This is a genomic window from Nostoc sp. (genome assembly GCF_036917375.1).
In the GTDB taxonomy this organism is placed as follows: Bacteria; Cyanobacteriota; Cyanobacteriia; order Cyanobacteriales; family Nostocaceae; genus Nostoc.
Genome location: NZ_JBALDN010000076.1, coordinates 17,123 through 39,138, shown reverse-complemented (window position 1 = coordinate 39,138; position 22,016 = coordinate 17,123). Strand labels below are relative to the sequence as shown.

The window sequence follows — 22,016 nt, the reverse complement described above, 5'->3', positions numbered from 1 at the left end:
TTAGAATGCAAGAAGTTAGTGTCACTATAACTTTAATGAGCCTTTGAACTCCTTTAATGGGGCTTTGATACTTGCAGACGTAGCTTGGAACTTTTCTCCCTGTTCCCCTGCCCCTCTGCTCCTCTGCCCCCTGACTCCTGCCTCTTCATTGACTGTATATCTGGTAGTACGTACTTACTCTCAAAAACTTTGATTTTTTAATGACTTTATATTTAGATACTTCGGTATTATAGGATGGACGGAGTGTTGCAAGGCTTGGGGCTATTATGGCTCGCTATACCTGTTCATTTATTGTTTCTGTTCCTAGTGACCATCTGTTGCCGTTACTTGTAGAACTTCTACAGGACTGTCAGTTGGATATTCAATATCACACAGCCGAATATATTATCGGTCGTGAGGTTCCTGGAAATGTTCCTTTTCCTAAATTAATAACAGTAGAAGTACTGATTGACAAATCAAAATCTACTGAAACAGAAACTCGGATGAGTATTGTGATTAAAAATGAAGAACTACCAATTCACCTAGATAATTACTGCCGACAAATGTTTGAGTTAATCAAGCAAGCTATTGAAAGTAGCCGCCATTGGCATTTGATTGAAAGTATTGCAGGATAGTTTTGGTGATTGAATTGATACTTCCACGGCTTCAAACTGTGGGAGTACCAGACTGTGATTGGTAGTTATAATTCACTCTCCTAGTCCTCTAAATCCTCGGCCATACCGGGGTTTATTAGTGTAATATCGTACTCGCTCGAATCCGTTTGCCCTAAACGCTGGGTGTTTCTTAAAAGGTAATAAATGGCACGTACTTGAGGCCCAAAAACGATCTCGTCTTCATTTCTGAGGTCGTGGGCTGGTATTTTACGTCCATTAATCATCAAACCATTGGAACTAGGCTTACCTTTGGCATCGCCATCTACAATCCGGTAATAGTAGCTATGACTATTATGCTCTCGTGGCAATCTCACTAATGTGGCATGGCGGCGGGAGACAAACTGCGACATCAAACGGATATTACATTCGCGGTCTCTACCAATAGAGTAGACGGGGTGCTCCAGAGAAAATTCTTTGCGACCTTGATCGTCTTCAATAATTAGTAGATGGTTTTCATTGGTTTCTGCTGCCATTGACAAATCGGTGGAACTGTAATTGATTAAGCTTTGTTTAGTATCGTATCTTGGCATTTTTGCGCACCATAAGTTTGTGGTGCTAATCTAAATAAGCTTTAAAATTGCATAATACCTTGAAAGAGTAGAACATGGCCGTTCTACTCCAGTAGCTATGATAGCTTTGGTAAGTGTTTTAATTTGACAACTGACTCCTGAATTGTGTTTTGATAACCAAGATTTGTGGTGACAAATTGGACGTGTAAAGGAGTATTCTACGGGCGATGAGCGAATCGCCGTAATAATATTGAGTTGGTGACGACGCTAACAGAGCTAAAAGCCATTAATGCAGCAGCACCAGATGGGTTAAGCACAAAACCCAGACTAGGAAATAAAACACCTGCTGCTAAAGGAATGCCAAGTGTATTATATGCAAAAGCCCAGAATAAATTTTGGCGGATTTTGTTGAATGTGGCGCGACTAAGCTGAATAGATTCGACGACATCGTTTAGGCGATCGCGCATTAAAATAATTTCAGCAGTTTCCATCGCCACATCTGTCCCAGAGTGTAAGGCAATTCCTACATCAGCTTGGGATAAAGCTGGAGCATCGTTGATTCCATCTCCTACCATTGCGACTACCGAGTGCTGAGTGCTGAGTGAGGAGTTAGGAGTTTTCTTTGCCCCCTTGTTTCCTTGTTCCCTTGTTCCTTCTAATTGGAGAGACTGTATTGCCGCCGCTTTTTTAGCTGGGGGAACACCTGCTATTACATCAGTGCTATCTAATCCTAATTGTTTGGCTATGGCACTAGCTGCTTCTTTGCGATCGCCACTGAGCAACATTACCCGTAAGCCCATCTGACGCAACTTATCTACGGTGGATCGAGCATCGGATCTGAGAGTATCAGAAACACCAATTAGTCCGGCTAAGGTTCCCCCAATTGCTACACAAACGACTGTTTTACCATCTGTTGCCAAATCCTGTGCTACCTGTTGTGCGGTTTCGTTAATGGCAATGCCGTGCCAACTCAACCATTCCCAGTTACCCAACAATACAACTGTGCCCTCTACCACAGCAGATACCCCTAGTCCTGGTTCCGTGTGAAAGTCTACAGCCTCTGGAATCGATAACTGTTGCCGCTGTGCCTCTTGTTGAATTGCTTTTGCTAGGGGATGGTAAGTACCGCTTTCTACAGCGGCTGCTAATTGAATTAGGGAGTAGGGAGTAGGGAGTAGTGAGTGAGGTTGACTACTCCCTATTCCCCACTCACCATTCCCCATTTCCTCAATTAATAGACAATCTGTGACGATGGGATTACCTGTAGTCAGAGTGCCAGTTTTATCAAATACTACGGTGTTTAACTGGTGTACTTTTTCTAAAACATCGCCACCTTTGATTAACAGACCTCGTTCTGCACCCATAGCAGTTCCCACAAGAATGGCTGTTGGTGTGGCAAGTCCCAAAGCACAGGGACAGGCGACTACCATAACTGCGATCGCTAGTTTTAAACTAATTAACAGGGAAGAGTGAGGAGTTGGGAGTGAGGAGTGGTGAGCGTGGCTCATCATTTCCATACCACCAGACATGGTAATATCAGTCCAAATGTGAGTGCCGAAAAAGTACCAAAATCCAAATGTTAAGACAGATGCTGTCAGCACTCCGTAGGTAAAGTAACCAGCTACTGTATCTGCTAATTTCTGTACTGGTGCTTTCCGAGTTTGGGCGGCTTCTACTAGGGCGACAATTTGAGCTAGAGTTGTATCACTTCCAATCCGGGTTGCCCGAATAGCGATCGCTCCTGACTGGTTTAGCGTCCCCCCTGTCACCATATCTCCTGGTTTTTTGATTACTGGCACTGATTCCCCAGTTAGCATTGATTCATCAACCGTTGTTTGACCAACTACCACTTCACCATCAACGGGAATTTTATCGCCTGGTAGCACTTGTAAGCATTCACCAACACGCACCTGTTCAGCAGGAATCTCAACACTAGAAGAACCCATTCCGGCTTTCTCTGGGTTGGCAATCAATCGCGCTAAGAGTGGCTGGAGTGCTAGCAATTTCCTAAATGCAGCAGCCGCACGACCTCTAGCTTGTTGCTCTAATGTCCTTCCTAAGAGAATAAAGCCTAGCATCATTACTGGCTCGTCAAAAAAGCACTCCCAACCCAATTGGGGAAAAAGCAGTGCTACTAAACTAGCAATGTAGGCTGTCAGGGTTCCCAATCCCACTAGAGTGTTCATGTTAGGCGCATTTCGTCGCCAGCCCAGCCAGCCATCTACTAAAATCGGGCGGCCGGGAATTAACAGCGCGACTGTCGCCAGTCCACAGTGAAACCAGATGTTATTTAACACTGGCAGCACTGAGCTACCAAGATTACCAAAATGCCCACTTCCTGACAATATCAGCAACACCGCCGCGATCGCCAACTGCCATAGAGAAGAACGCATTTCTCGGCGTTGTCGTTCTGCTGGATCTGGTAAGGTCGATATTTCGCCCGCTACTGTGCCATTAGCTTTTCGGGGTTGAGTCGGGAATCCAACAGCTGTTAATCGCTGTGCCAGTGCATCTGCATCTATTACACCAACTTCTGACTCTACAACTGCTACCTCTGTGGCCAAGTTCACACAGGCACTCTTGACTCCTGGATATTGGGTCAGCTGTCGCTCTACTGCGTTCACACACCCAGCACACTTCATACCCCCAACATCTAAAATAATCTTCTCTAGGATTGGGTCAAGTTCTAGGGCTGGCTTAGTTTTCGGGACAAGTTGCATAGCTTGTGTTTAGATTCGCTACAGAAATTCAACGCCTGACTAAAAGCGTCTCTAATTCGAGCGTAGGCTAAATATGGAACTATGACTCAATGTCAACCATATTAAAATTATTAATTTATCGTACTTTGTTGAGCATGAACGACTATCGCTGTACTTAATTCAAGGTTCCAAGTCCCCAGATTTATCTGTAGGGTTTTGAATTTTGAATTTTAAATTTTGAATTTTAAATTCCCCTACGGGGGGTTGACAGTTCCAACGTCGATAAGTGACATAAATAATCGCTGCCACCTGTATCGGTGCGATCGCAATCAGGTTTTTGAAGAAATAGTTGATTTCTAAATGAGACATAACACTGAAATATCCTAAGCCTAACAAGAAGAACATTGCCCAGTTAAGCTGTTTAGGTTTGAAAATGAGCATATTAATAAAAATAAATATAAAAGGTAAAAGTGCTGTATAACTTTTGCTAAAGGTAAAAGGTGAAGTGGAAGGGAAAAAGGATGTTTCTTTGGTTGCTACCCTTTATCCCTGCGCTTTTGCTACAATCCTAAGCTTGGCAGCAGATATCATTCTCTGCTTCCAGTAAGAAGGCTATTCTTGTACTAGAACCAGCCCTGCTTATTCACAAAATAGGTATTTACAAATCCTTCAGGGGATTTATTTAAGTAAATCATGCCTTCAATTAAACCTACAAGTTGCATAACTAACAAAGCAACGCCGTAGGTAAAAGAACCCCCAACGACAGAAATTACTAACATGATAAAGCCTTCCGAAGCGTATCCTAGAATAAACTTATGAACCCCAAACGCTCCCAGGATAATGCCACAGTAACCAGCTAGAAGTTGTTTGGTAGGGTGACTGGGGTTGAGATTTGCCATATAAGTGCTGCTCCTTGATAAGTGAGTATAAAAATAAAGTCTTTATTGTAATGGAAGCAAATACATTTACTTGCTTAATAAATAGATTTTTAATTTTTTCAGTCTGAGTAAGTCTCAAGATGAATAATTAAAATCAGCGTGCTTCTATTCCAGAGGAGACGCCAAGATGTCTTGCACTTTAGGCCGAACTAGCGCTCCTTGATGACTTTTGGTGGATTTGACGATCGCAAACCCTGGTGCAGCAGTTTTGCAGATTTTTAGCTCAGACATTTATCTTGAGCAGAATCAATCTTAAATAATCAGCAAAAGCTGCTACATACACCACTTTTTACAAGTCCATCAGTATTATTTCCGGATTCTTTTGCGATGCTTCCAGCGAATTTGAAACGCCATCGCACCAATGGCAAGACAATTACGTGGCTAGTGGGAATCTAGAAGCGCAAAAGGCATCTTCCATATCTTTACTAACCGCTTTTTAGTTACCGATCCCCACTTCCATGAGCGCAAACCGGAATTGCATTCCAATTTATGACAGCTAAAAATGGTTCAAGAAGACAATTAACATCTCGAATAATGGCTAAAATCTACCAGAATGAGAATAAATGCTTAACTAGATAATTTGTTGTCTATGTTAATAGCATTCTTTAATTTACTTTTGCCATTATCGTAATTGGGTTTTCAGCTAGTATTTATGCTTATAACCAATTAGTACTAGTAAATTGTCTCTACCTATGGTGATAAAATCAGATATTTTTGTTTTTGGCAACAGTATTGTACCAGTATTAACTGCTACCTAAAATAAATAAACTTAATAGCGTACCACTATTCCAAAGGCTGTGGAGGAGCATAGGAGCGAGGAGATTGCGCGATCGCGTGTAGACTACTCCCAACACAATGCCCAATGCGGTCAGGGGGAGAATTTCCGATAAGCTGAGGTGAGCGATCGCAAACAACAAACTACTAATCAGAATCGCTCCCCACACGGGTAAGTAACGAGTTAGAGAAGGTAACAAAAAACCGCGAAATAGGATTTCTTCAAAAAATGGAGCTGCGATCGCAGCTGTAGAGAAAAATATACCAAGTGCGATACCATCTTGGCTTTCCAGCGCTAGTTGCAACAGAGGATTACTCCCACCTTGTCCTTGCCATAGCTGCTGATTAATCAAAGATACCACCACAACTACAGGTAAAGCCGTGCAATAGCCTCCCAGTCCCCACAAAAACCAGTTATCTTGAAAACGGAAGCGAAACCAGAATTCTGGTAGGGGAAAAAAGCGCTTGAGAGAGAAATACAGTACTAACAGCGCACCTAATGCCACCAAGAAGTAACTAACCAATACAGAAAATGCCTGAAGTCGTACATCTACAATGGGACGCGGGATAGGTAGCAACGATATTACTAAGGGCACAAAAATTTGCCCCATGAAGAAAAAGCCAACGATAAAAACCTGCAAAACCGTTTCACCACCCCAAGGCGTTGACCAAGGGATATCAGCATTTTGAGCTAATAAAGAGGCTTTTCCTTTCAACAAGCGTTGAGCAAATAATAAAATCAGCAGTATGAGACCAATCAAAGCTGCCAAGGTAGGAATAGTGCCAATAACTGCCAATTTAATCACTGCTTGAGCAGAAGATTCTTGTTGTGCGGATTTTACTGCTGATAACGCGTCTTGTCGTTGCTGGAGTTGGTATAACTTAACCAAAGCAGTAGAGCGAAACCAACCTTCTAAATTCTTTTGAATTGGTTCTTGAGCATTTGGGAGGATACGGGGAGGATTGCTCCACAGTCCTGTCAATACAGCAGCAGTTTCCCCAAACCCTGGATTAATATCTGAGCGTTGTTGTAATTCGCTCCAAGTCTTGAAGGCTGTATCCGTCTGTCCTTGCTGTGCTTGTAAAACCCCCAAGCGCAGGTCTAATTCAGCCAGTAATTTTTGTAATTGCTGAAAAGACTGTTGTAACTGTTGCTGTCCCTGTTTAGACGTTTTAATAGTGGGAGGAGCGTCCGGTAGAGGTTTCGGAGGTGTGGGAGTTATTTCAGCCTGAGAGCGTAATTGTGCAAGTTTATTGTTAACTTTGTCTAAATTAGCTTGAACTGACTGACGCGCATCCTGATACTGCTTTGTAGCGCTTTCTAGGGGTTGCTCGCCAAGTATTGCTTCCCGAATCGTCTGGAGTTTGTCATCACCGCTATCTTCTGATTGCCAAGCTTGAGCTTGTAAAGCAATATTTGTTTGGTATAGTTCCAAACGACTTTGAAATTGAGGTTCTTGCCAACTACCGAATAAAGCCGAAACTGCTAACAGAACTGCTATCGGCGTCATCACAAAAAATAAAACCAACCGCTTGAGTGTCATCTATCCCCCTTTAACTGACCAGTGGAGAGCGCGTCCCCCTTGGGAATTATCGCAATAAAAAGTCAGAGGTGGATAGATATCATCAATATTAAAAGTTTGCGATGAATGTGCGATGCCTGCGGTTTTTGCTTGCCTATGTACTCATGATGTTAAATTACAGTGGTGTTCTCCCACCTTGAGGAAGCCGATCATCTTTGTTTTGAGCGATGAATAACTCATTACGAACTAGGATTTTATTTTATGTTTAATTATGCCTACTATATCTAGTTACTTAGTCTCACCAATTTAACTTAATACAGCATTTCATTAATTTGTAGCGAATTAAATTTGACAATACCTTGCAATGCCAATGCATCCCAATACAATAGACCTCTTGTAAAAGTGCTTTTTGCATTCTTGGGGAAAAGGGTAAAGGTTAAAGGGGAAGGGGACAATACAGAACTTTTTCCCCTTCCCCCTGCCCCTTATCCCCAGAGGGGGCCCCACCTTCCCCTTTTCCCGACTTATGCAAGAAGTCTAATGTTAATGCGTGCCCCTACAATGCCATTGCATCCCAATACAATGTTAATGCGTGCCCCTACAATGCCATTGCATCCCGATACAATCTTAATGCGTGCCTCTACAATGCCATTGCATCCCGATACAATCTTAATGCGTGCCCCTACAATGCCATTGCATCCCGATACAATCTTAATGCGTGCCCCTACAATGCCATTGCATCCCGATACAATCTTAATGCGTGCCCCTATAATGCCATTGCATCCCCATGCATTAAAAACGCTACGCTTTTACGCAAAATTGTACTTAGATAAATTCAGGATCGAGAAGTTGTTCCATAGTGAAAGGACACGTCAAGGGGAAAAGTTTCTATAGTCAGAATTCTGTTGGGTATTTTGAACGAAAGAGGTGATGAATCAAAGGGTTTAAGACCCCAACTAAATTTTTTGTTACTTTAAATTCAAAAATAATGAAGAGTGAAGAATCAAAATTTTAATCCTTCACTCTTCATACTTCATTCGATATTGATTTCTAAGATTCTCTTCCCGATGCCCAAGTATCACGCCATTTGACAGTACCTTCTTTCGCAATCACCCAGCGGCGATTTACGAGATTTTCGCGTAGAGGCGATCGCCCTTCTCGCCACATGGCATATTTATAAGCAATTAGCTTACCAGCACTTTCATCAAAGGGAATTTCAGCAAACCAAGTATTGGTGTTGATATACTCTAAGGGATACGCTTTGGCAATATCCCAGTTACCTAACTCTGGGCAATCTCCTGTCACCACAATGATTTCACCAGGTTTAGTCTCTACGCCATTGAGTTGGACGCGGACAATTGTTTGTGCTTTGATCCGTTCGCCAACGTGGCTGAAAACAATCACTCCCCTTTCTTCTAGTACTAGATCGTAAATCTTGCCATCTTTCACCTCATACTTGTTGCGAGTCACCACGCAAGTATGTTCGCCATCGGGTAATTCTGTTTCTACTTCTGGTAAAGTAACTTCTCCTCCTCGGTTTAAAGCTACAAAACACGCAGAATCGCGATAGCGGCGTACATAGCAGTAAACATCCGGTGTTAAGTATTTTTGCCAGTGGCTACCCATTGACACGGCTGGATTCAGTCGTCGTAAGCCAGACAGCAGTCTAATGCAACGATAAATCTCACTCTCAGTATCCCAATTTTCCATCATTGGGCGGTTGTACGGGTCGTTGCCGCCATCGGTGTCGTTATGCAGATACTGTTCTGTGCCGTAATATATGCAAGGAATGCCGCGACAGGTCATAATTAAGGCGATCGCAACCTTCAGCATCGCTGGATCGGGATTCAGCGATTGGAAACGGCACATATCATGGTTATCGATGAAGGTAACTAGCTCTGTTGCCCCGTTGTAGCGATGATCTTGGTCAAAAATATATTGAATTGTTTGGAATCCGTTTTCTGAACCTTGTCCTAGTGCAGCTCGAATTGCCACGCACAACCCAAAGTCTAGAAGTGTCATGCCTGAGTGATTGGCAAATTCCACTGAGCGATCGTCAGTTGGATTACTATAAATCCATTCACCAAAAATGAATACATCTGGTTTGTGATTGGTCATCTCGCCAGTGAATTCTTGCCAAAACCAGATCGGCATGTGCTTGACAGTATCCACCCGCAGTGCATCCACACCCCGGTCTAGCCATTGTTTAATTGCTGACTTAATATACTCCCGATATTCCGTATTATTTTCATTGAAGGTTGCTAGACCAGCTAGTTCACAGTTTTGTACTTGCCAATCATCTTCCCAATTTTGCACTTCGCCATAGTGGTGATACCAATGATTGACATCATCATTGAAATCAGCAATTTTGACACCATCATCATACAATTCACCTTTACTACCGCTGGTATCAGGTGTACTATGGTTGCAGACAATATCCAGCACTAGCTTCATATTGCGCTTGTGCATTTCTGTAATTAACCGATCAAAGGTCGTATTTTTGTCTTCTTGAGTAGCGTTTAAAGAAGGGTTCTCTCCCTCCGCAATGTATCGAGGATTCAGCCGTTTAAAGTCTTTTGTCCAATAGCCATGTATTGCTGCATTGCCAACAAATAACTCTTCAACCTGCTCGAACAGAGGAGTTAGCCAAAGAGCGGTAACTCCCATATTTTTGAGATAATCTAATTTATCGATGACACCTTGCAAGTCGCCACCCCAGTACTTACCCCAATCCTGTCTAGTTGGATCGTATAGTTCTGAGTTTGCACCTTCGCTGTTATCTGGATCGCCATCATAAAAGCGATCGACTACGAGAAAATAAATTGTTTCCTGACGAAATTCAATATCTCTGGTGTAAAGGAACTCTAGAGCAATCTCAATATCTAACTGCGGTTCTTGTATAAGAGCTTCTACATTTTCCTTTGCAGGATCTACTTTATATTGATCTGGTGAAAACTGGGATGGTGGGGTTTGTACCATAAAAAAACTCAAAATTTCATCTAATTCACACTTGCAGAACCAACAGTACAACGTTTTGAGTATTGTGTGTCACTACAAACTTCGGTATTGTGACATCCTGCCCACGGTATAGGTATCTATCGCTGGCTAGTTTATAATTCTATCGGTAGATATAATTCATCTGCTAGAGGATAAATATAGAAAGCTATAGCAGTTATTTACGATAATTGGTCGGCCACAAAAATTTACAATATTTAATTAAGTTGGCTTGCGGTAAATATTGAGCCTCACTCGTGTTTAAGTGTATATTCGACAACAGATTTTAAAACACCTCAACTCCGGGAAAATCATCTGTTAATAAGGTTTTGTCGCACCTGAGCAATACTGAGTCAACCACGTATAAGGCAACTTTTTCTCTAGAAGATTCGCTCCATTGGTAAACTGACCATTGTCACTTTCAATTTGTTATTACTATCAAGGAATTAATGTTAGGTAGCAATTATGACCAAATATGACAAGGTTTTTAACTCATCAAAGACATCAGAGGAATCACTAAGTCCAGAGGAAGCGGTGGCGGCGATCGCAACTGTGACTGCGATCGCAGATTCATTTATTGAAGAGGTAGATGCAGAAAGTTTAGCGGGTATCCTTTGGGAATTCGAGGTTTTTGAAGAATACTCAGAAGATGAAATTGCAGAAATAGTTGATAGACTGATCTCCATTGCAGAAGAAGAGGGAATTGGGCCCCTGTTTAATACGGCTAAAGTATCTCTCTCAGATGAATTAGTGCTAGATGGTTTTGCCGCTGGGGTAATAGTGCTTTTAGACGATGACCTCGCCATCCCCAAACCGAAACAAGCCTACCTGAAAAAGCTACAAGCAGCTTTAGAACTTGAGGATGAAGAAGCAGAGGAAATCATCAAGGAGGTAATCGCAGCCTTTAAAGAAGCAGAAGATGAAGAATATACAGACGATGAAGATGAGACAGTAGTCATCGAAGATTTTAGCGAACAGACATATCAATCTCCTTTAGGTAATTTTACCGTGCCGATTCCTGTCGATCCGCAGCAGGGCGGTAGAATTCAGAGTCAGGAAGGAGTAGTTGGCTTTTCTGATGACATCGGTACTTTGCTGAGAATCGATTATTATCCTTTCCCCCTAGAACAGTTAGAGGAATTGGAGTCTGTTGGACAAGAAGAATATTTACAAACGATTTTAGTAGACAAGTATGTACCCCAAGCGATTTTCGCTAATGTACCAGATGCTTCTGTGGAATATACCGAATATCTGGAAAATACTTTGCGAGGTGCTTACTACGTGTTAATTGATATGCCCAAAGGTTCCACAATTTCTAAGCAAGAAAATAATGGAACTGCAATCAGATTAGATGCGTACCGGGGCTTACTCTCCTTTATCAGTGGGGAATTTTTGTACATAGTTAGTAGTCAGCACAGCTTTATTAACGGCGAAACTCCCGATTCTGTTGAAGAAGAGGCTGAAGATATCAAAGAAAGTATTTTAGAGTTTGTTGAGACTATAGAGTTCGCTTAGTACAGTATTTCATTCACTCGTAGCGAAGTAAATTTGGCAGGATTCTGCGATACCAATGCATCGGCTTGCATTAGATCGGCAGAATTCAGGAGTCAGAATGGGCTATGCCCCGCTACGCTAACAGAAGTAAAACAGGCTTTGTACCTGGCTTTGAGACTTAGTTTGTGTACTTCACTAACTTAAATCCCCTGTATGTGTTGAAAAAGAATGGAGAGACGTAGCACTACTACGTCTCTATAAGGATTTTGATTTTGGATAACGCATATTTAATTTCACCAGAGTATATTCGCCCTGGCTTCGCTCATGTGATGTACATTTGGAAAGGGCGAAGTCTGACGACAAGTTCAGAGAAGACAAGAAATCTCCGGCTCCGCACTGGGTGTCTACGCTTATAATTTTTCATGACAATAACCCTGCTGAACAATCGCTATCAAATTATCCAGGTAATCGGCGCTGGTGGGTTTGGCGAAACCTTTCTAGCAGAAGATGTCCACATGCCTTCTCGCCGTCGCTGTGTAATCAAGCAACTAAAGCCGATAACCAATAATGACCCGCAAACCTACCAACTTATCCAACAACGGTTTGAACGGGAAGCCGCAACTTTGGAGTATTTGGGTGAAAGTAGTCACCAAATTCCCAAACTCTATGCCTACTTTTCTGAGAACGGACAGTTTTACCTCGTCCAAGAATGGATTCACGGCCAAACTCTGACAAAAGTTGTCGAAGCTAAAGGATTTGAGAGTGAAACTGCTGTTCGGCAAATTCTCTTGAGTCTGCTTTCAGTTTTAGATTATGTTCACAGTAAAGGTATTATTCACCGGGATATCAAGCCAGATAACATTATTCTGCGTTCTGTTGATAACGAGCCAGTTTTGATAGATTTTGGTGCAGTCAAAGAAACAATCCGTTCAGTGGTGAATTCTCCAGGATACCCCACGCGATCGCTTGTTATTGGTACGCCGGGATATATGCCTAGCGAACAAGCCGTTGGCCGCCCAGTTTATGCCACTGATATCTACAGCTTAGGTTTAACGGCAATTTATCTGCTGACTGGCAAACATCCGCAAGAACTAGTAACCGATTTAAAAACTGGGGAAATACTTTGGCAGCAGCACGCCCCTAAAGTCTCTTCCCAATTGGCGGCAGTACTTAATCAGGCAATTAAGCCTCATGCTGGCGATCGCTACAGTACTGCCAGTAAAATGCTATATGCCTTGCAGTCTGCTACTAATATACCTACTGAGTTAACTACAAATACTCCCACAGTTAGTTTTTCTCCCACTGCATCGACTCGGCAAACTCAGCCATTATATTCTCGGCAAAACAATTCTGCGATTCCAGGATCTTCCAATCCTAGAAACTGGCAAAAACCTGCTGTGATTGTTGGTAGTTTGCTCATAGGCGGCTTGATTGGTGCAGTCGCAATTCCTAATATCATTCGTCAGCAACAACCAGAAACAACCATTGGCACAAATCCCACGCCATCGCCAGAATCTTTTCCCACTCCTGCATCTACCGAACCGCCCGTTTCCTCCCAAACGTCTCCAGTTCCAGTTATCCCTAACTCACCACCACAACGGCGACCAACCTTTAATCCCCCAGTTGTACCCATACCACAGCCAGAAAAAGAGCCTGTCACTTCAGAGACTCCAGCACCGATAGCAGTATCCACACCACAGCCAGAACCAAAGGATGAGGTAAGCGCAGTTCCCACACCAGAAGCGCGTTCCACACCACAAAAGAAGCCGCGCAGTAAATTAGCTGCCACTGCCAGCAGACAAAGCGTTCCCGCATTCCCTACAGGTACAACAAGAAACATCGTAGAAGCTACCCTCGGCAAACCAAATCAAGATTTAAGAGGTGCATGGGGCAAGACTCGTGCTGTCGTTTACAAACTTGTGCCAAACGAAATTGATCTTGGCTACTTATTCGATCGTAATTCTAAAACGCTGCGTCAAACTGAGGTATCTTTTGCTCAATCGGTAGACCCAGAAGTAATGGAAACTACTTTAAATGGGATGTTAGCAGGGCAAGCCACTGAAGAAATTAAGCAGGGACTCAAACAGGTACAAGAGCGCCAATCGGATAATTTTAGTTTTAAAAATGGCTCGGTCAAGGGTCAAATTATCCGCCAACAATGTGATTTTATTTACATCAGCATTTGGGATGCAGATTTACATGATTTTGTAAATCCATCCACAGCCAAACAGTGTTAATTTTCTGGCAAATACCATTCTCAAAAGTTAGATTTTTGTATCCTAGAAGACAGACTCAGGATTCAATATAATGATTCAAAAACTGACTTTATTCGGCTACAATCAAGATAATTTCAGTCTTCCCAAACACAAAAACCCAATTTTTAGAATTAGTGTATTTGTTTTCTAGATTTTACAACTAAATCGATAAAAACCTGTCTTTCCCATGCCTAATTCCCCACACGCATTCTCAAACTGAGTTTCAAATTCTTAATCTTCATAAAGTTATAAATACCATTATTAAGTTTTTAATAATACTTGTCTCAGCTTCTACATTCATGTCGTAAAGTGCGATTGGAATTGTGTAATCTGAAGACAGCAAAGCTAAATTATTCAATTGAGGTCTGATGACTCCTACAATCATGCGTCAGCTTTGGTCAGTGGTTGAAACCGCTCAAGCCAAGCTCCTTTTACAACTGGATGATGCTAGCTTGGTGCAGTGGTTAGTGAAACAAACCGAAACGCAAGTGTTGTTAGATTCTAACGAAACTGATTTTCTTAGCCACTACATTCAATCTCGACTAGCGCTTATACGCGATCTTGCCCATGAACGCCAGTGTTCATAGATTGCAAAATCAAGATAAATAGATCGATCGTCAAGCGTTATTACTGTTGACTATTAGCTTTTTGGGACAAATAACCTTCCACTAAGCAGTCAGAGCCTACTACACGCCAACGAACACGTTCTAAAGACAACGCCTCAGTCATGGTAGTAAAACCTAAATCGCCCACTGGTGTGGGAGCAATACTACCACCAATGATTTTTGGGGCAATAAATGCTAAAACTTTTTGCACTGCTCCTTGAGCGATCGCACTAGCAGCTAAAGTACCACCACACTCCCACAGCACGCTACAAAAACCTCGTTCATATAAGTATGCCATTGCCTTATCCGGCGTAAGTGATTCTAATTCCACCACCTCCACACCCTGTTTGAGCAACAGTTCTTGAAAATCGGGGTTAGCACCCTTCTGTGTCAACACCAAAGTGGGCGCATCCGCAGTTTGCCACAGATGGGCACTTGTCGGTAAGTTGAGATGGCGACTCATTACCACCCGGAGGGGATTATGTGCCCCCACCTGATGGCTGGTTAAGTAAGGATTATCTTGTCGGACAGTATTACCGCCGACAATTATGGCATCACAAGCCGCCCGCACTAGATGTACTTCGCTGCGGGCTTCTTGACTTGTCACCCAGGCGCTATGACCAGAGCTAGTAGCAATTTTGCCATCTAAAGTCATGGCATATTTTAAAATTCCCAAAGGTCGCTTATAGAGAATGCGATGCACAAAAGCTTCATTTAGCTGACAGCAGGCTTCCTCTTCTACTCCAACTAATACTTCGATTCCCGCTGCCCGTAAACGGGCAATACCACCTCCAGCTACCAGTGGATTGGGATCGACCATACCCACCACTACTTTTGCCACCCCTGCTTCGATCAATCCTTCCGAACAGGGGGGAGTACGTCCGTAGTGATTGCAAGGTTCGAGACTAACATAGATTGTTGCACCACGAGAGCGATCGCCTGCTTCCCTCAAGGCAAACACTTCTGCATGAGGCTCACCTGCGCGAGGATGAAACCCTTCGCCTACAATCTCGCCATCCTTGACAATCACCGCTCCCACTAGCGGATTTGGCGAAGTCCGCCCTAAAGCGCGACGGGCCAGTTCCAAACACCGCAGCATCATGCGAGAGTCAAAGTCAGTTCCTACCTTTTGCTTCGGTGGTGAATTCGAGCCAGCTGCTGACTCCACTATTGGTGTATTTTCCTGAGTGTAATTTGGTAAGGATGCATCTGCTTGAGCGACCACTGGGGAATTATCCATAATTTTAGGCAACACTGTAAATATTCTGCACGCGATCGCGCAGCCTCTCCACAAGAGAATCGCGCTTTGCTCCTGATAATTAAACAGTAATATCTAGGCGCTATTATTGGCTGTCTCAACTTACGTGAGTCTGTAATATTCACACTTACAGTTTCACTGTAGCTTGAATCCATATTGCCAGAGGTTGCCCAAATTCCATAAAGATTTAGGTTACAGGGTACAAAAGATAATTTTCTTTACTGTCACCTGTAACCTATTCCCTTCCTAACTTCTAATTCTTGTACAGACGCGATTAATCCTGTCTCTACTCCTAATTCTTGTACAGACAAGGGTTAATCGCGTCTCTCCCTTATTGCTCCAATAATTTCATCCGCTGCCACCAAAGATTCAACGGATAATAGACCACAGGTGCCCACAGACTACTCAGAATGGCAGACGCCAGAGCGACGCGCTGATAATATGTCCAAATATCTGTCACCTTGCGCTCATTGCCTAGCAAAGTTAATTGCAACCCAAAGATAGTTTCTGCCAAAACTGCCAAAACAAAGACAATTACAGCAATCGAAATAAAATCTTCTTCGATAAAACGCTGTTTTTGGAGCAGACCAGTTAAAGCCCCCACTATACCTAAACTGATGGCATGAGTCGGGCTAGGTGATGTCATCGAATCTTGAAGTAGCCCCAGAACTATACCAGCTAATGCTCCGGCAAACACCGTGCGCTTCACACTCCAAGCTACCACCCAAATTAATAACCAGTTAGGGCCAATTCCCAACAATTCCATACCTGGGAATCGGGTTGGTAATAATAGCAAACATAACAGTACAGAACTAGCCGTCACTATCCAACCAAACAATTGACGTATACCGGGATGCCAACGAGCAAGCGGCTGAATTCGGAATTTCGATTTTCGCTCTGACGATTTAGGCTTTTTCTGCCTGCTACCACCAAATGCAGGAATCTTCATTTTTCTAGTGATTTTTTCAAAGAATTTACTTAGACTTTTGCGGCACTTGATTTGCCGACTCTGGGTTTTCTGGCTTGGGATAAACAGCTACCCAATCGAGAGAGCGGATTGGCGGAAAAAGCTCAATTTTTGCCACTGATGCCGGGAGTTTCTTTAAATCCAGCGACTTAATTCGTCCTACTGCCAAACCGGAGGGAAATTTCTGACTATAAGTAGATGTGGAAACTAAATCTCCTACTTTGACATTTGGAACTTTTTCATAAAACTCCAATACAGCTTCAGCAGAAGAATCTCCTCGCAAAACGCCTTTAGCTGCTGTGCGGCTAATCGATACACCCACTTGACTCTTTAGGTCACTGATTAACAACACGCGGCTAGTATTAGGAGTTACACTCTCCACCAAACCCACCAATCCGCCTTCTGCTTTGACTATGAAGCCTTCCTGAATCCCCGCATTCGCACCGCGATTCAGCGTCACTTGTTGCCACCACTGGTCAGCACTACGTCCTACCACCCGTGCTGGAATTGGTCGCGATGCCAGCGGCTCTTTTTCCACATAGCCTAATAAATCTTGTAACTTTGTCTTTTGACTTTCCAAATCTACTATACGGGTTTGCAATTCCATTATCCGGGCATCTCTAAGACGTTCTTCTGGAGTTGGCCCTGACTGCAACATTTCTAATGGACGGGTAATTGCCTGGTATGTCTCAAGCACTAATTCACCTTGAGTCTGTCGCAATATCCAAGCACTACCAACTACTAAAGCTAACAACCCAATTTGTAATCCTTTGCGATCCCACCAACGCCGTATTGTCACCATATATACCTGTATGTACTTATATAAATTAAGTTCTACTTGGATTCTATTTATATAGAACCCAAATAGAACTCAAATAGAACTCAAGTCTGATATTTTTTTGTTACATATTGCGAGAGCTTTCGATAACAACTCGTTCCAACTGTTTAAAGTTTTCTAACACACGACCTGTTCCCAGCACAACACAGCTCAAAGGATCGGCAGCAATATGGGTAATAATGCCTGTTTCATGGCTAACGAGGGTATCTATGCCTTTGAGCAAAGCACCGCCCCCAGCTAACATAATACCTCTGTCAATAATGTCTGCTGCCAGTTCTGGCGGTGTGCGTTCTAGTGTCCGCTTCACAGCTTCGATAATTACTGATAGCGGTTCCATCATACTTTCACGGATTTCTGGGGCTTTGATGGTTACAGTTCGCGGTAGACCAGAAAGCAGGTGTAAGCCTCGGACTTCCATCATGGCGTCATTATCATCATTAGTCGGATAGGCAGAACCAAGCCGAATCTTGATTTCCTCGGCAGTACGTTCACCAATGACTAAGTTATGAACTTTCTTAATATACTGAACGATCGCATCAGTCAGTTCATCTCCAGCAATGCGTACTGATTCGCTAATTACCGTACCTTGAAGACTCAGCACTGCAACTTCTGTTGTACCACCACCAATATCGATGATCATGTTGCCTGTAGCTTCGGCAACAGGTAGTCCTGCACCAATGGCCGCAGCTACAGGTTCATCGATTAAATAGACTTTTCTTGCTCCTGCTTGGTGAGCTGCATCCATCACCGCTCGTCTTTCTACTCCTGTGACGCCACTGGGAATACCAATGACGATTCGGGGTAGGATTAGAGATTTACCTTCATTTACACGCTGAATAAAGCTTTTCAGCATCAGTTCGGCTATATCAAAGTCAGCGATTACACCATCCCGCAAAGGGCGGAGAGCAATCACATTTCCCGGTGTGCGACCGAGCATTTTTTTGGCTTCTTCTCCTACTGCTAGTGCAACCTTTTCGTTGACATCGATAGCAACTACAGAAGGTTCTTGTAGTACAATACCTTTACCAGATACATAAACCAGGGTGTTCGCGGTACCGAGGTCGATACCCATATCCCATGAAGTGCGAAAGTTCCTAAAAATACCCACGCGTCTGTAAGCCCCCTATGTGCGATACTTTTTGACTACAACGGTAATAGTTAATTGTGCCGGATTTGATAAAGTTCTTATCCTGAGTTGAGTCAACTAGACTATATTTTTATATGATTCCCAGGAATATTTAGTATGTCTCAAGCCCCGTACTTTTTGATATTCTCTGGTTAGATTAGTATATCCGTATATTTTTATGTGTTTCTCCAAATAGTGTGTATAAATTTTCAAGTCAATTATATTGTTAACTGTTTAACACATTATTTTCAAGTCTTTCACAATTCGCTATGATGAAAGTCGAAATTGCTAAGTACGTTTGTACTGAAAGGTAACGCACATGAGTATTAATATTGTCACTCTTGTTGGTCGTGTAGGTGGCGACCCTGATATAAAATATTTTGAATCTGGTAGTGTGAAGTGTAGATTGACACTCGCGGTGAAAAGGCGATCGCGCAACAGCGATGAACCTGACTGGTTTACCCTGGAGTTATGGGATAAGACGGCTGAGGTAGCAGGTAATTATGTCCGTAAGGGAAGCTTAATCGGCATCAAAGGTTCCTTAAAGTTTGACACATGGAGCGATCGCCAAACAGGAGCAAACCGTTCTACACCAATTATTAGAGTAGACCAACTAGATTTATTAGGCTCTAAGCGTGATGGAGAGGGTGGTACAGGAGATATGTCTTCAGAACATTTTTAATTGGGCATTGGGTATTGGGTATTGGACATTGATTATTAGTCCTTTGCCTTGACAAATGACAAAGCGCAAAGTCTGAGCGCCGGCTTCCGGCGATCAGAACTTTGTAAGAGAGGACTAATGACAAATGACAAATGACTAATAACTAATTTGCAACGTCACCGATGCTTCTACTTGCTGTTCACCACCAACAATCGGGGTGGAAGCATCAGCTGATTTGGCAGCCTCAGCCCGTAAAAACATTGGCGGTGGTGGAGGCGCACTGGCATTATTAACTTGAATGCTAACTATTTCTTTGGATTTAAAACCCAAGGCACTAAAAACGGCATCAGCTTGCTGGCGTGCATCTTGAGTAGCTTCTTTTAATGCTTGCTTTTGAGCAGCTGCGATCGCTTCATCATTCGCAACAAAACTAATGCCGTTAATTTGTGTTGCGCCGGCTTTGACTGCATCATCCAATAATGTCCCAGCTTGCTCAACAGGAATACTAAAACTCACGGTATTATTGGCAGCATAGCCTGTAATCCTCTGTACATTATTGGTGTAGCTGTAAACCGGGTTGAGACGGATACCAGTAGTTTGTAATTTTTCAACATTTTTGCTCTTGAGAAACGCAACCACCGCCGATGACCTCTGAGCGGCTTCTTGCTGTACCTCCTGGGCTGTTTTCCCTTGAATCTCCACTCCTAAACTGACTTGTGCCAGAGTTGTGGGAATTGTTTCGACTCCGCGACCACTGACACTAAGGGTTCGCCACAATTTATCTTTTTCTTGTGCCAATGCAGGTAGTGCAAAAGTTGCACATACAAGTATTGCTAAAGGCAGTATTTTCCACAAGTTTCCCGATGGAAATTGAGAACCGGGTAAAGCGGCTCTAGTCATCATATTTGCACTCCTCAAAGTATCCACAGATGTTTCAAATAAAGGTATGTAGCAATCTTCTGGTGGTCGTTGAGAGCCAACAGCCACCATCAGTTTTTCACAACTCAAGTGCGATCGCTAGATACGATTCGTATGTTCTTACTTTGACACTGCGATCGTCAAAAGCTGAAATGGTTACATTTTTTGAAACTAAAAAAATTACACTAGTATTGAACAGCGTAAACGTTTCATTTACGCCGTATTCATTTTGAATTCGGATTGCGTCTCCATAGGATGTTTTTCAGAAACGCGTCAAAATCAAAGAGAAGGATTTTCAGAGAACCTAATGCATTTGTTAGATCCAATCAACTTCTCTTTTCCTCTGCTGGCCAGCGCAACACAAGCCGCAGACAGTTCAATGGTAGTCGAAGCAGTGCTACTAAGCTTAGTAGTCGTTTATCTCGCCAGTAAAGTTGGTGGAGAGTTATCAAACCAAGTGGGTTTGCCGCCTGTCTTAGGCGAACTCGTTGGCGGTGTGGTAGTTGGCATCTCTGTTTTCCATCTTTTAGTGTTTCCTGAAGGCGGCACAGATAGTTCTAATTCTTTGATCGTGTCCTTCCTTCAAACCACTGCTGGTTTAACGCCTGAAGCCGCTCCAGCGGTCTTTGCAGCCCAGTCCGAGGTCATTTCCGTTTTGGCAGAATTGGGTGTGATCATTCTGCTGTTTGAAATCGGCTTGGAGTCGAATTTAAAAGATTTAATGGCAGTTGGTATCCAAGCCACAGTCGTCGCAGTCGTCGGGGTAGCAGTACCCTTTGCCGCTGGGACTGTCGGACTGATGACTTTATTTGGTATTAGCGCTATACCTGCAATTTTTGCAGGGGCGGCTTTGACTGCTACTAGTATTGGTATTACATCCAAAGTGCTGTCAGAACTGGGGCGACTCAATTCTAAAGAAGGGCAGATTATTTTGGGTGCTGCTGTAATTGATGACGTACTAGGCATCATCGTTTTAGCGGTAGTTGCCAGTTTAGCTAAAGACGGCGTGGTGGATGTCAGCAAAGTCATTTATTTGATTATCAGCGCCACTGGTTTTATTTTGGGAGCAATCCTACTAGGCAATGTTTTCAATAAGTCCTTTGTAGCGATCGCCGATCAACTCAAGACACGCGGTGGACTGGTGATACCAGCGTTCATCTTCGCCTTTGCGATGGCATACCTTGCCGCCGTCATCCACTTAGAAGCAATTCTGGGGGCTTTTGCAGCTGGTTTAGTCTTAGAAGAGACAGATAAACGTAAAGAACTGCAAAGGCAAGTCTGTCCCATTGCTGATATGTTAGTGCCAATTTTCTTTGTGACTGTTGGCGCAAAAACCGATTTGGGAGTGTTAAACCCAGCAATTCCCGACAATCGGGAAGGTCTAATTATGGCAACTTTCCTGATTGCAGTAGCCATTCTCGGTAAAGTAATCACAGGTTTAAGCGTGTTTGGTCAACCGGAAATCAACCGTTTAGCGATCGGTGTGGGGATGATTCCTAGAGGCGAGGTTGGGTTAGTGTTTGCTGGTGTCGGCGCTGCTAGTGGCGCTCTCTCGAAACCGTTAGGAGCAGCAATTATTATGATGGTTATCTTGACAACCTTTTTAGCTCCTCCATTGTTACGATTTGTGTTTCCAGATCCAAAAACCGTGGACGGAAATTCAGAGCAACTAATTTTAGACGGTTCCTCTGGGACTTCGTTGGTAATTGAACCACCTCAGTCGAGGGTGCCAGCATCAAATGACAGCAGCAATTTGGGAGTAACTCCAGATTCTGGCGATCGTTAATTATTAGAAATGGGGAAT

The 22,016-nt window shown here is 43.1% G+C and carries 18 protein-coding genes; 6 read left to right on the top strand and 12 right to left on the bottom strand.

Annotated elements, in window-relative coordinates; all coding sequences use genetic code 11:
* Window positions 1-266 precede the first annotated feature (266 nt).
* The gene (locus V7K45_RS19560; protein ID WP_292786887.1) at window positions 267-614 is read left to right on the top strand and encodes a hypothetical protein; all 348 of its coding nucleotides are present in this window, start codon (window positions 267-269) and stop codon (window positions 612-614) included.
* A gap of 80 nt (window positions 615-694) precedes the next feature.
* Here V7K45_RS19560 and V7K45_RS19555 read toward each other — a convergent pair whose 3' ends face one another.
* The 7 genes from V7K45_RS19555 to V7K45_RS19525 all read right to left on the bottom strand — a co-directional run bounded on the left by V7K45_RS19555 (window position 695) and on the right by V7K45_RS19525 (window position 10,075).
* Complete coding sequence (locus V7K45_RS19555) at window positions 695-1,183, bottom strand: FHA domain-containing protein (protein WP_335006280.1); 489 nt, start codon at window positions 1,181-1,183, stop codon at window positions 695-697.
* Between the two features lie 197 nt (window positions 1,184-1,380).
* A complete protein-coding gene (locus tag V7K45_RS19550; RefSeq protein ID WP_335006278.1) occupies window positions 1,381-3,882 on the bottom strand; it encodes a heavy metal translocating P-type ATPase in 2,502 nt (833 codons plus the stop codon).
* Window positions 3,883-4,041: 159 nt separating this feature from the next.
* Window positions 4,042-4,230: a hypothetical protein gene (locus V7K45_RS19545; protein WP_335006276.1), complete on the bottom strand. Its 189-nt coding sequence runs from the start codon at window positions 4,228-4,230 to the stop codon at window positions 4,042-4,044.
* Window positions 4,231-4,484: 254 nt separating this feature from the next.
* Window positions 4,485-4,760 carry a TM2 domain-containing protein gene (locus V7K45_RS19540; RefSeq protein ID WP_289798872.1) on the bottom strand — a complete coding sequence of 92 codons (276 nt, stop codon included), beginning with the start codon at window positions 4,758-4,760 and terminating at the stop codon, window positions 4,485-4,487.
* Window positions 4,761-4,904: 144 nt separating this feature from the next.
* Window positions 4,905-5,030 (bottom strand): hypothetical protein, encoded by a 126-nt coding sequence (locus tag V7K45_RS19535; RefSeq protein ID WP_335006270.1) that lies wholly within the window; start codon window positions 5,028-5,030, stop codon window positions 4,905-4,907.
* Between the two features lie 512 nt (window positions 5,031-5,542).
* Window positions 5,543-7,117: a CPBP family intramembrane glutamic endopeptidase gene (locus tag V7K45_RS19530; RefSeq protein ID WP_335006268.1), complete on the bottom strand. Its 1,575-nt coding sequence runs from the start codon at window positions 7,115-7,117 to the stop codon at window positions 5,543-5,545.
* A 1,029-nt stretch (window positions 7,118-8,146) separates the two neighbouring features.
* Window positions 8,147-10,075 carry an alpha-amylase family glycosyl hydrolase gene (locus V7K45_RS19525; protein ID WP_335006266.1) on the bottom strand — a complete coding sequence of 643 codons (1,929 nt, stop codon included), beginning with the start codon at window positions 10,073-10,075 and terminating at the stop codon, window positions 8,147-8,149.
* 480 nt (window positions 10,076-10,555) lie between these two features.
* Here V7K45_RS19525 and V7K45_RS19520 point away from each other — a divergent pair, with 480 nt between their 5' ends.
* The 3 genes from V7K45_RS19520 to V7K45_RS19510 all read left to right on the top strand — a co-directional run bounded on the left by V7K45_RS19520 (window position 10,556) and on the right by V7K45_RS19510 (window position 14,426).
* Entirely contained in the window at window positions 10,556-11,605 is a 1,050-nt protein-coding gene (locus V7K45_RS19520; RefSeq protein WP_335006264.1) for a hypothetical protein, read from the top strand.
* Between the two features lie 401 nt (window positions 11,606-12,006).
* Window positions 12,007-13,821, top strand: coding sequence for a protein kinase domain-containing protein (locus V7K45_RS19515; protein ID WP_335006262.1), 1,815 nt, complete (start codon window positions 12,007-12,009; stop codon window positions 13,819-13,821).
* Between the two features lie 386 nt (window positions 13,822-14,207).
* Window positions 14,208-14,426 (top strand): hypothetical protein, encoded by a 219-nt coding sequence (locus V7K45_RS19510; RefSeq protein ID WP_292740664.1) that lies wholly within the window; start codon window positions 14,208-14,210, stop codon window positions 14,424-14,426.
* Between the two features lie 40 nt (window positions 14,427-14,466).
* Here the strand turns inward: V7K45_RS19510 and ribD are convergent, their stop codons facing one another.
* From ribD to V7K45_RS19490, 4 genes are all read right to left on the bottom strand, one after another.
* On the bottom strand, window positions 14,467-15,684 hold the full coding sequence (ribD, locus tag V7K45_RS19505; RefSeq protein WP_335006298.1) for a bifunctional diaminohydroxyphosphoribosylaminopyrimidine deaminase/5-amino-6-(5-phosphoribosylamino)uracil reductase RibD: 1,218 nt from the start codon (window positions 15,682-15,684) through the stop codon (window positions 14,467-14,469).
* A 349-nt stretch (window positions 15,685-16,033) separates the two neighbouring features.
* The gene (gene mreD, locus V7K45_RS19500; RefSeq protein WP_322682943.1) at window positions 16,034-16,651 is read right to left on the bottom strand and encodes a rod shape-determining protein MreD; all 618 of its coding nucleotides are present in this window, start codon (window positions 16,649-16,651) and stop codon (window positions 16,034-16,036) included.
* Window positions 16,652-16,676: 25 nt separating this feature from the next.
* The gene (gene mreC / locus V7K45_RS19495; protein ID WP_335006260.1) at window positions 16,677-17,471 is read right to left on the bottom strand and encodes a rod shape-determining protein MreC; all 795 of its coding nucleotides are present in this window, start codon (window positions 17,469-17,471) and stop codon (window positions 16,677-16,679) included.
* A gap of 100 nt (window positions 17,472-17,571) precedes the next feature.
* Complete coding sequence (locus tag V7K45_RS19490; protein WP_322674271.1) at window positions 17,572-18,579, bottom strand: rod shape-determining protein; 1,008 nt, start codon at window positions 18,577-18,579, stop codon at window positions 17,572-17,574.
* A 373-nt stretch (window positions 18,580-18,952) separates the two neighbouring features.
* On the opposite strand from V7K45_RS19490, the gene V7K45_RS19485 reads away from it, so the two are divergent.
* Window positions 18,953-19,315 carry a single-stranded DNA-binding protein gene (locus V7K45_RS19485; RefSeq protein WP_069071395.1) on the top strand — a complete coding sequence of 121 codons (363 nt, stop codon included), beginning with the start codon at window positions 18,953-18,955 and terminating at the stop codon, window positions 19,313-19,315.
* Window positions 19,316-19,450: 135 nt separating this feature from the next.
* Here V7K45_RS19485 and V7K45_RS19480 read toward each other — a convergent pair whose 3' ends face one another.
* Window positions 19,451-20,194, bottom strand: a complete 744-nt coding sequence (locus V7K45_RS19480) for an SIMPL domain-containing protein (RefSeq protein ID WP_335006292.1) — start codon at window positions 20,192-20,194, stop codon at window positions 19,451-19,453.
* Between the two features lie 325 nt (window positions 20,195-20,519).
* Between V7K45_RS19480 and V7K45_RS19475 the strand changes: the two genes are divergently transcribed.
* Window positions 20,520-21,998 carry a cation:proton antiporter gene (locus V7K45_RS19475; protein WP_335006257.1) on the top strand — a complete coding sequence of 493 codons (1,479 nt, stop codon included), beginning with the start codon at window positions 20,520-20,522 and terminating at the stop codon, window positions 21,996-21,998.
* Window positions 21,999-22,016 lie beyond the last annotated feature (18 nt).

Coding starts and splice junctions, on each gene's coding strand:
- V7K45_RS19560 (WP_292786887.1), top strand. CDS start 267: ATGGCTCGCTATACCTGTTCATTTATTGTTTCTGTTCCTAGTGACCAT.
- V7K45_RS19485 (WP_069071395.1), top strand. CDS start 18,953: ATGAGTATTAATATTGTCACTCTTGTTGGTCGTGTAGGTGGCGACCCT.
- V7K45_RS19550 (WP_335006278.1), bottom strand. CDS start 3,882: ATGCAACTTGTCCCGAAAACTAAGCCAGCCCTAGAACTTGACCCAATC.
- V7K45_RS19540 (WP_289798872.1), bottom strand. CDS start 4,760: ATGGCAAATCTCAACCCCAGTCACCCTACCAAACAACTTCTAGCTGGT.
- V7K45_RS19525 (WP_335006266.1), bottom strand. CDS start 10,075: ATGGTACAAACCCCACCATCCCAGTTTTCACCAGATCAATATAAAGTA.
- V7K45_RS19490 (WP_322674271.1), bottom strand. CDS start 18,579: ATGGGTATCGACCTCGGTACCGCGAACACCCTGGTTTATGTATCTGGT.
- V7K45_RS19515 (WP_335006262.1), top strand. CDS start 12,007: ATGACAATAACCCTGCTGAACAATCGCTATCAAATTATCCAGGTAATC.
- V7K45_RS19475 (WP_335006257.1), top strand. CDS start 20,520: ATGCATTTGTTAGATCCAATCAACTTCTCTTTTCCTCTGCTGGCCAGC.
- V7K45_RS19520 (WP_335006264.1), top strand. CDS start 10,556: ATGACCAAATATGACAAGGTTTTTAACTCATCAAAGACATCAGAGGAA.
- ribD (WP_335006298.1), bottom strand. CDS start 15,684: ATGGATAATTCCCCAGTGGTCGCTCAAGCAGATGCATCCTTACCAAAT.
- mreD (WP_322682943.1), bottom strand. CDS start 16,651: ATGAAGATTCCTGCATTTGGTGGTAGCAGGCAGAAAAAGCCTAAATCG.
- V7K45_RS19535 (WP_335006270.1), bottom strand. CDS start 5,030: ATGTCTGAGCTAAAAATCTGCAAAACTGCTGCACCAGGGTTTGCGATC.
- V7K45_RS19545 (WP_335006276.1), bottom strand. CDS start 4,230: ATGTCTCATTTAGAAATCAACTATTTCTTCAAAAACCTGATTGCGATC.
- mreC (WP_335006260.1), bottom strand. CDS start 17,471: ATGGTGACAATACGGCGTTGGTGGGATCGCAAAGGATTACAAATTGGG.
- V7K45_RS19480 (WP_335006292.1), bottom strand. CDS start 20,194: ATGACTAGAGCCGCTTTACCCGGTTCTCAATTTCCATCGGGAAACTTG.
- V7K45_RS19530 (WP_335006268.1), bottom strand. CDS start 7,117: ATGACACTCAAGCGGTTGGTTTTATTTTTTGTGATGACGCCGATAGCA.
- V7K45_RS19510 (WP_292740664.1), top strand. CDS start 14,208: ATGACTCCTACAATCATGCGTCAGCTTTGGTCAGTGGTTGAAACCGCT.
- V7K45_RS19555 (WP_335006280.1), bottom strand. CDS start 1,183: ATGCCAAGATACGATACTAAACAAAGCTTAATCAATTACAGTTCCACC.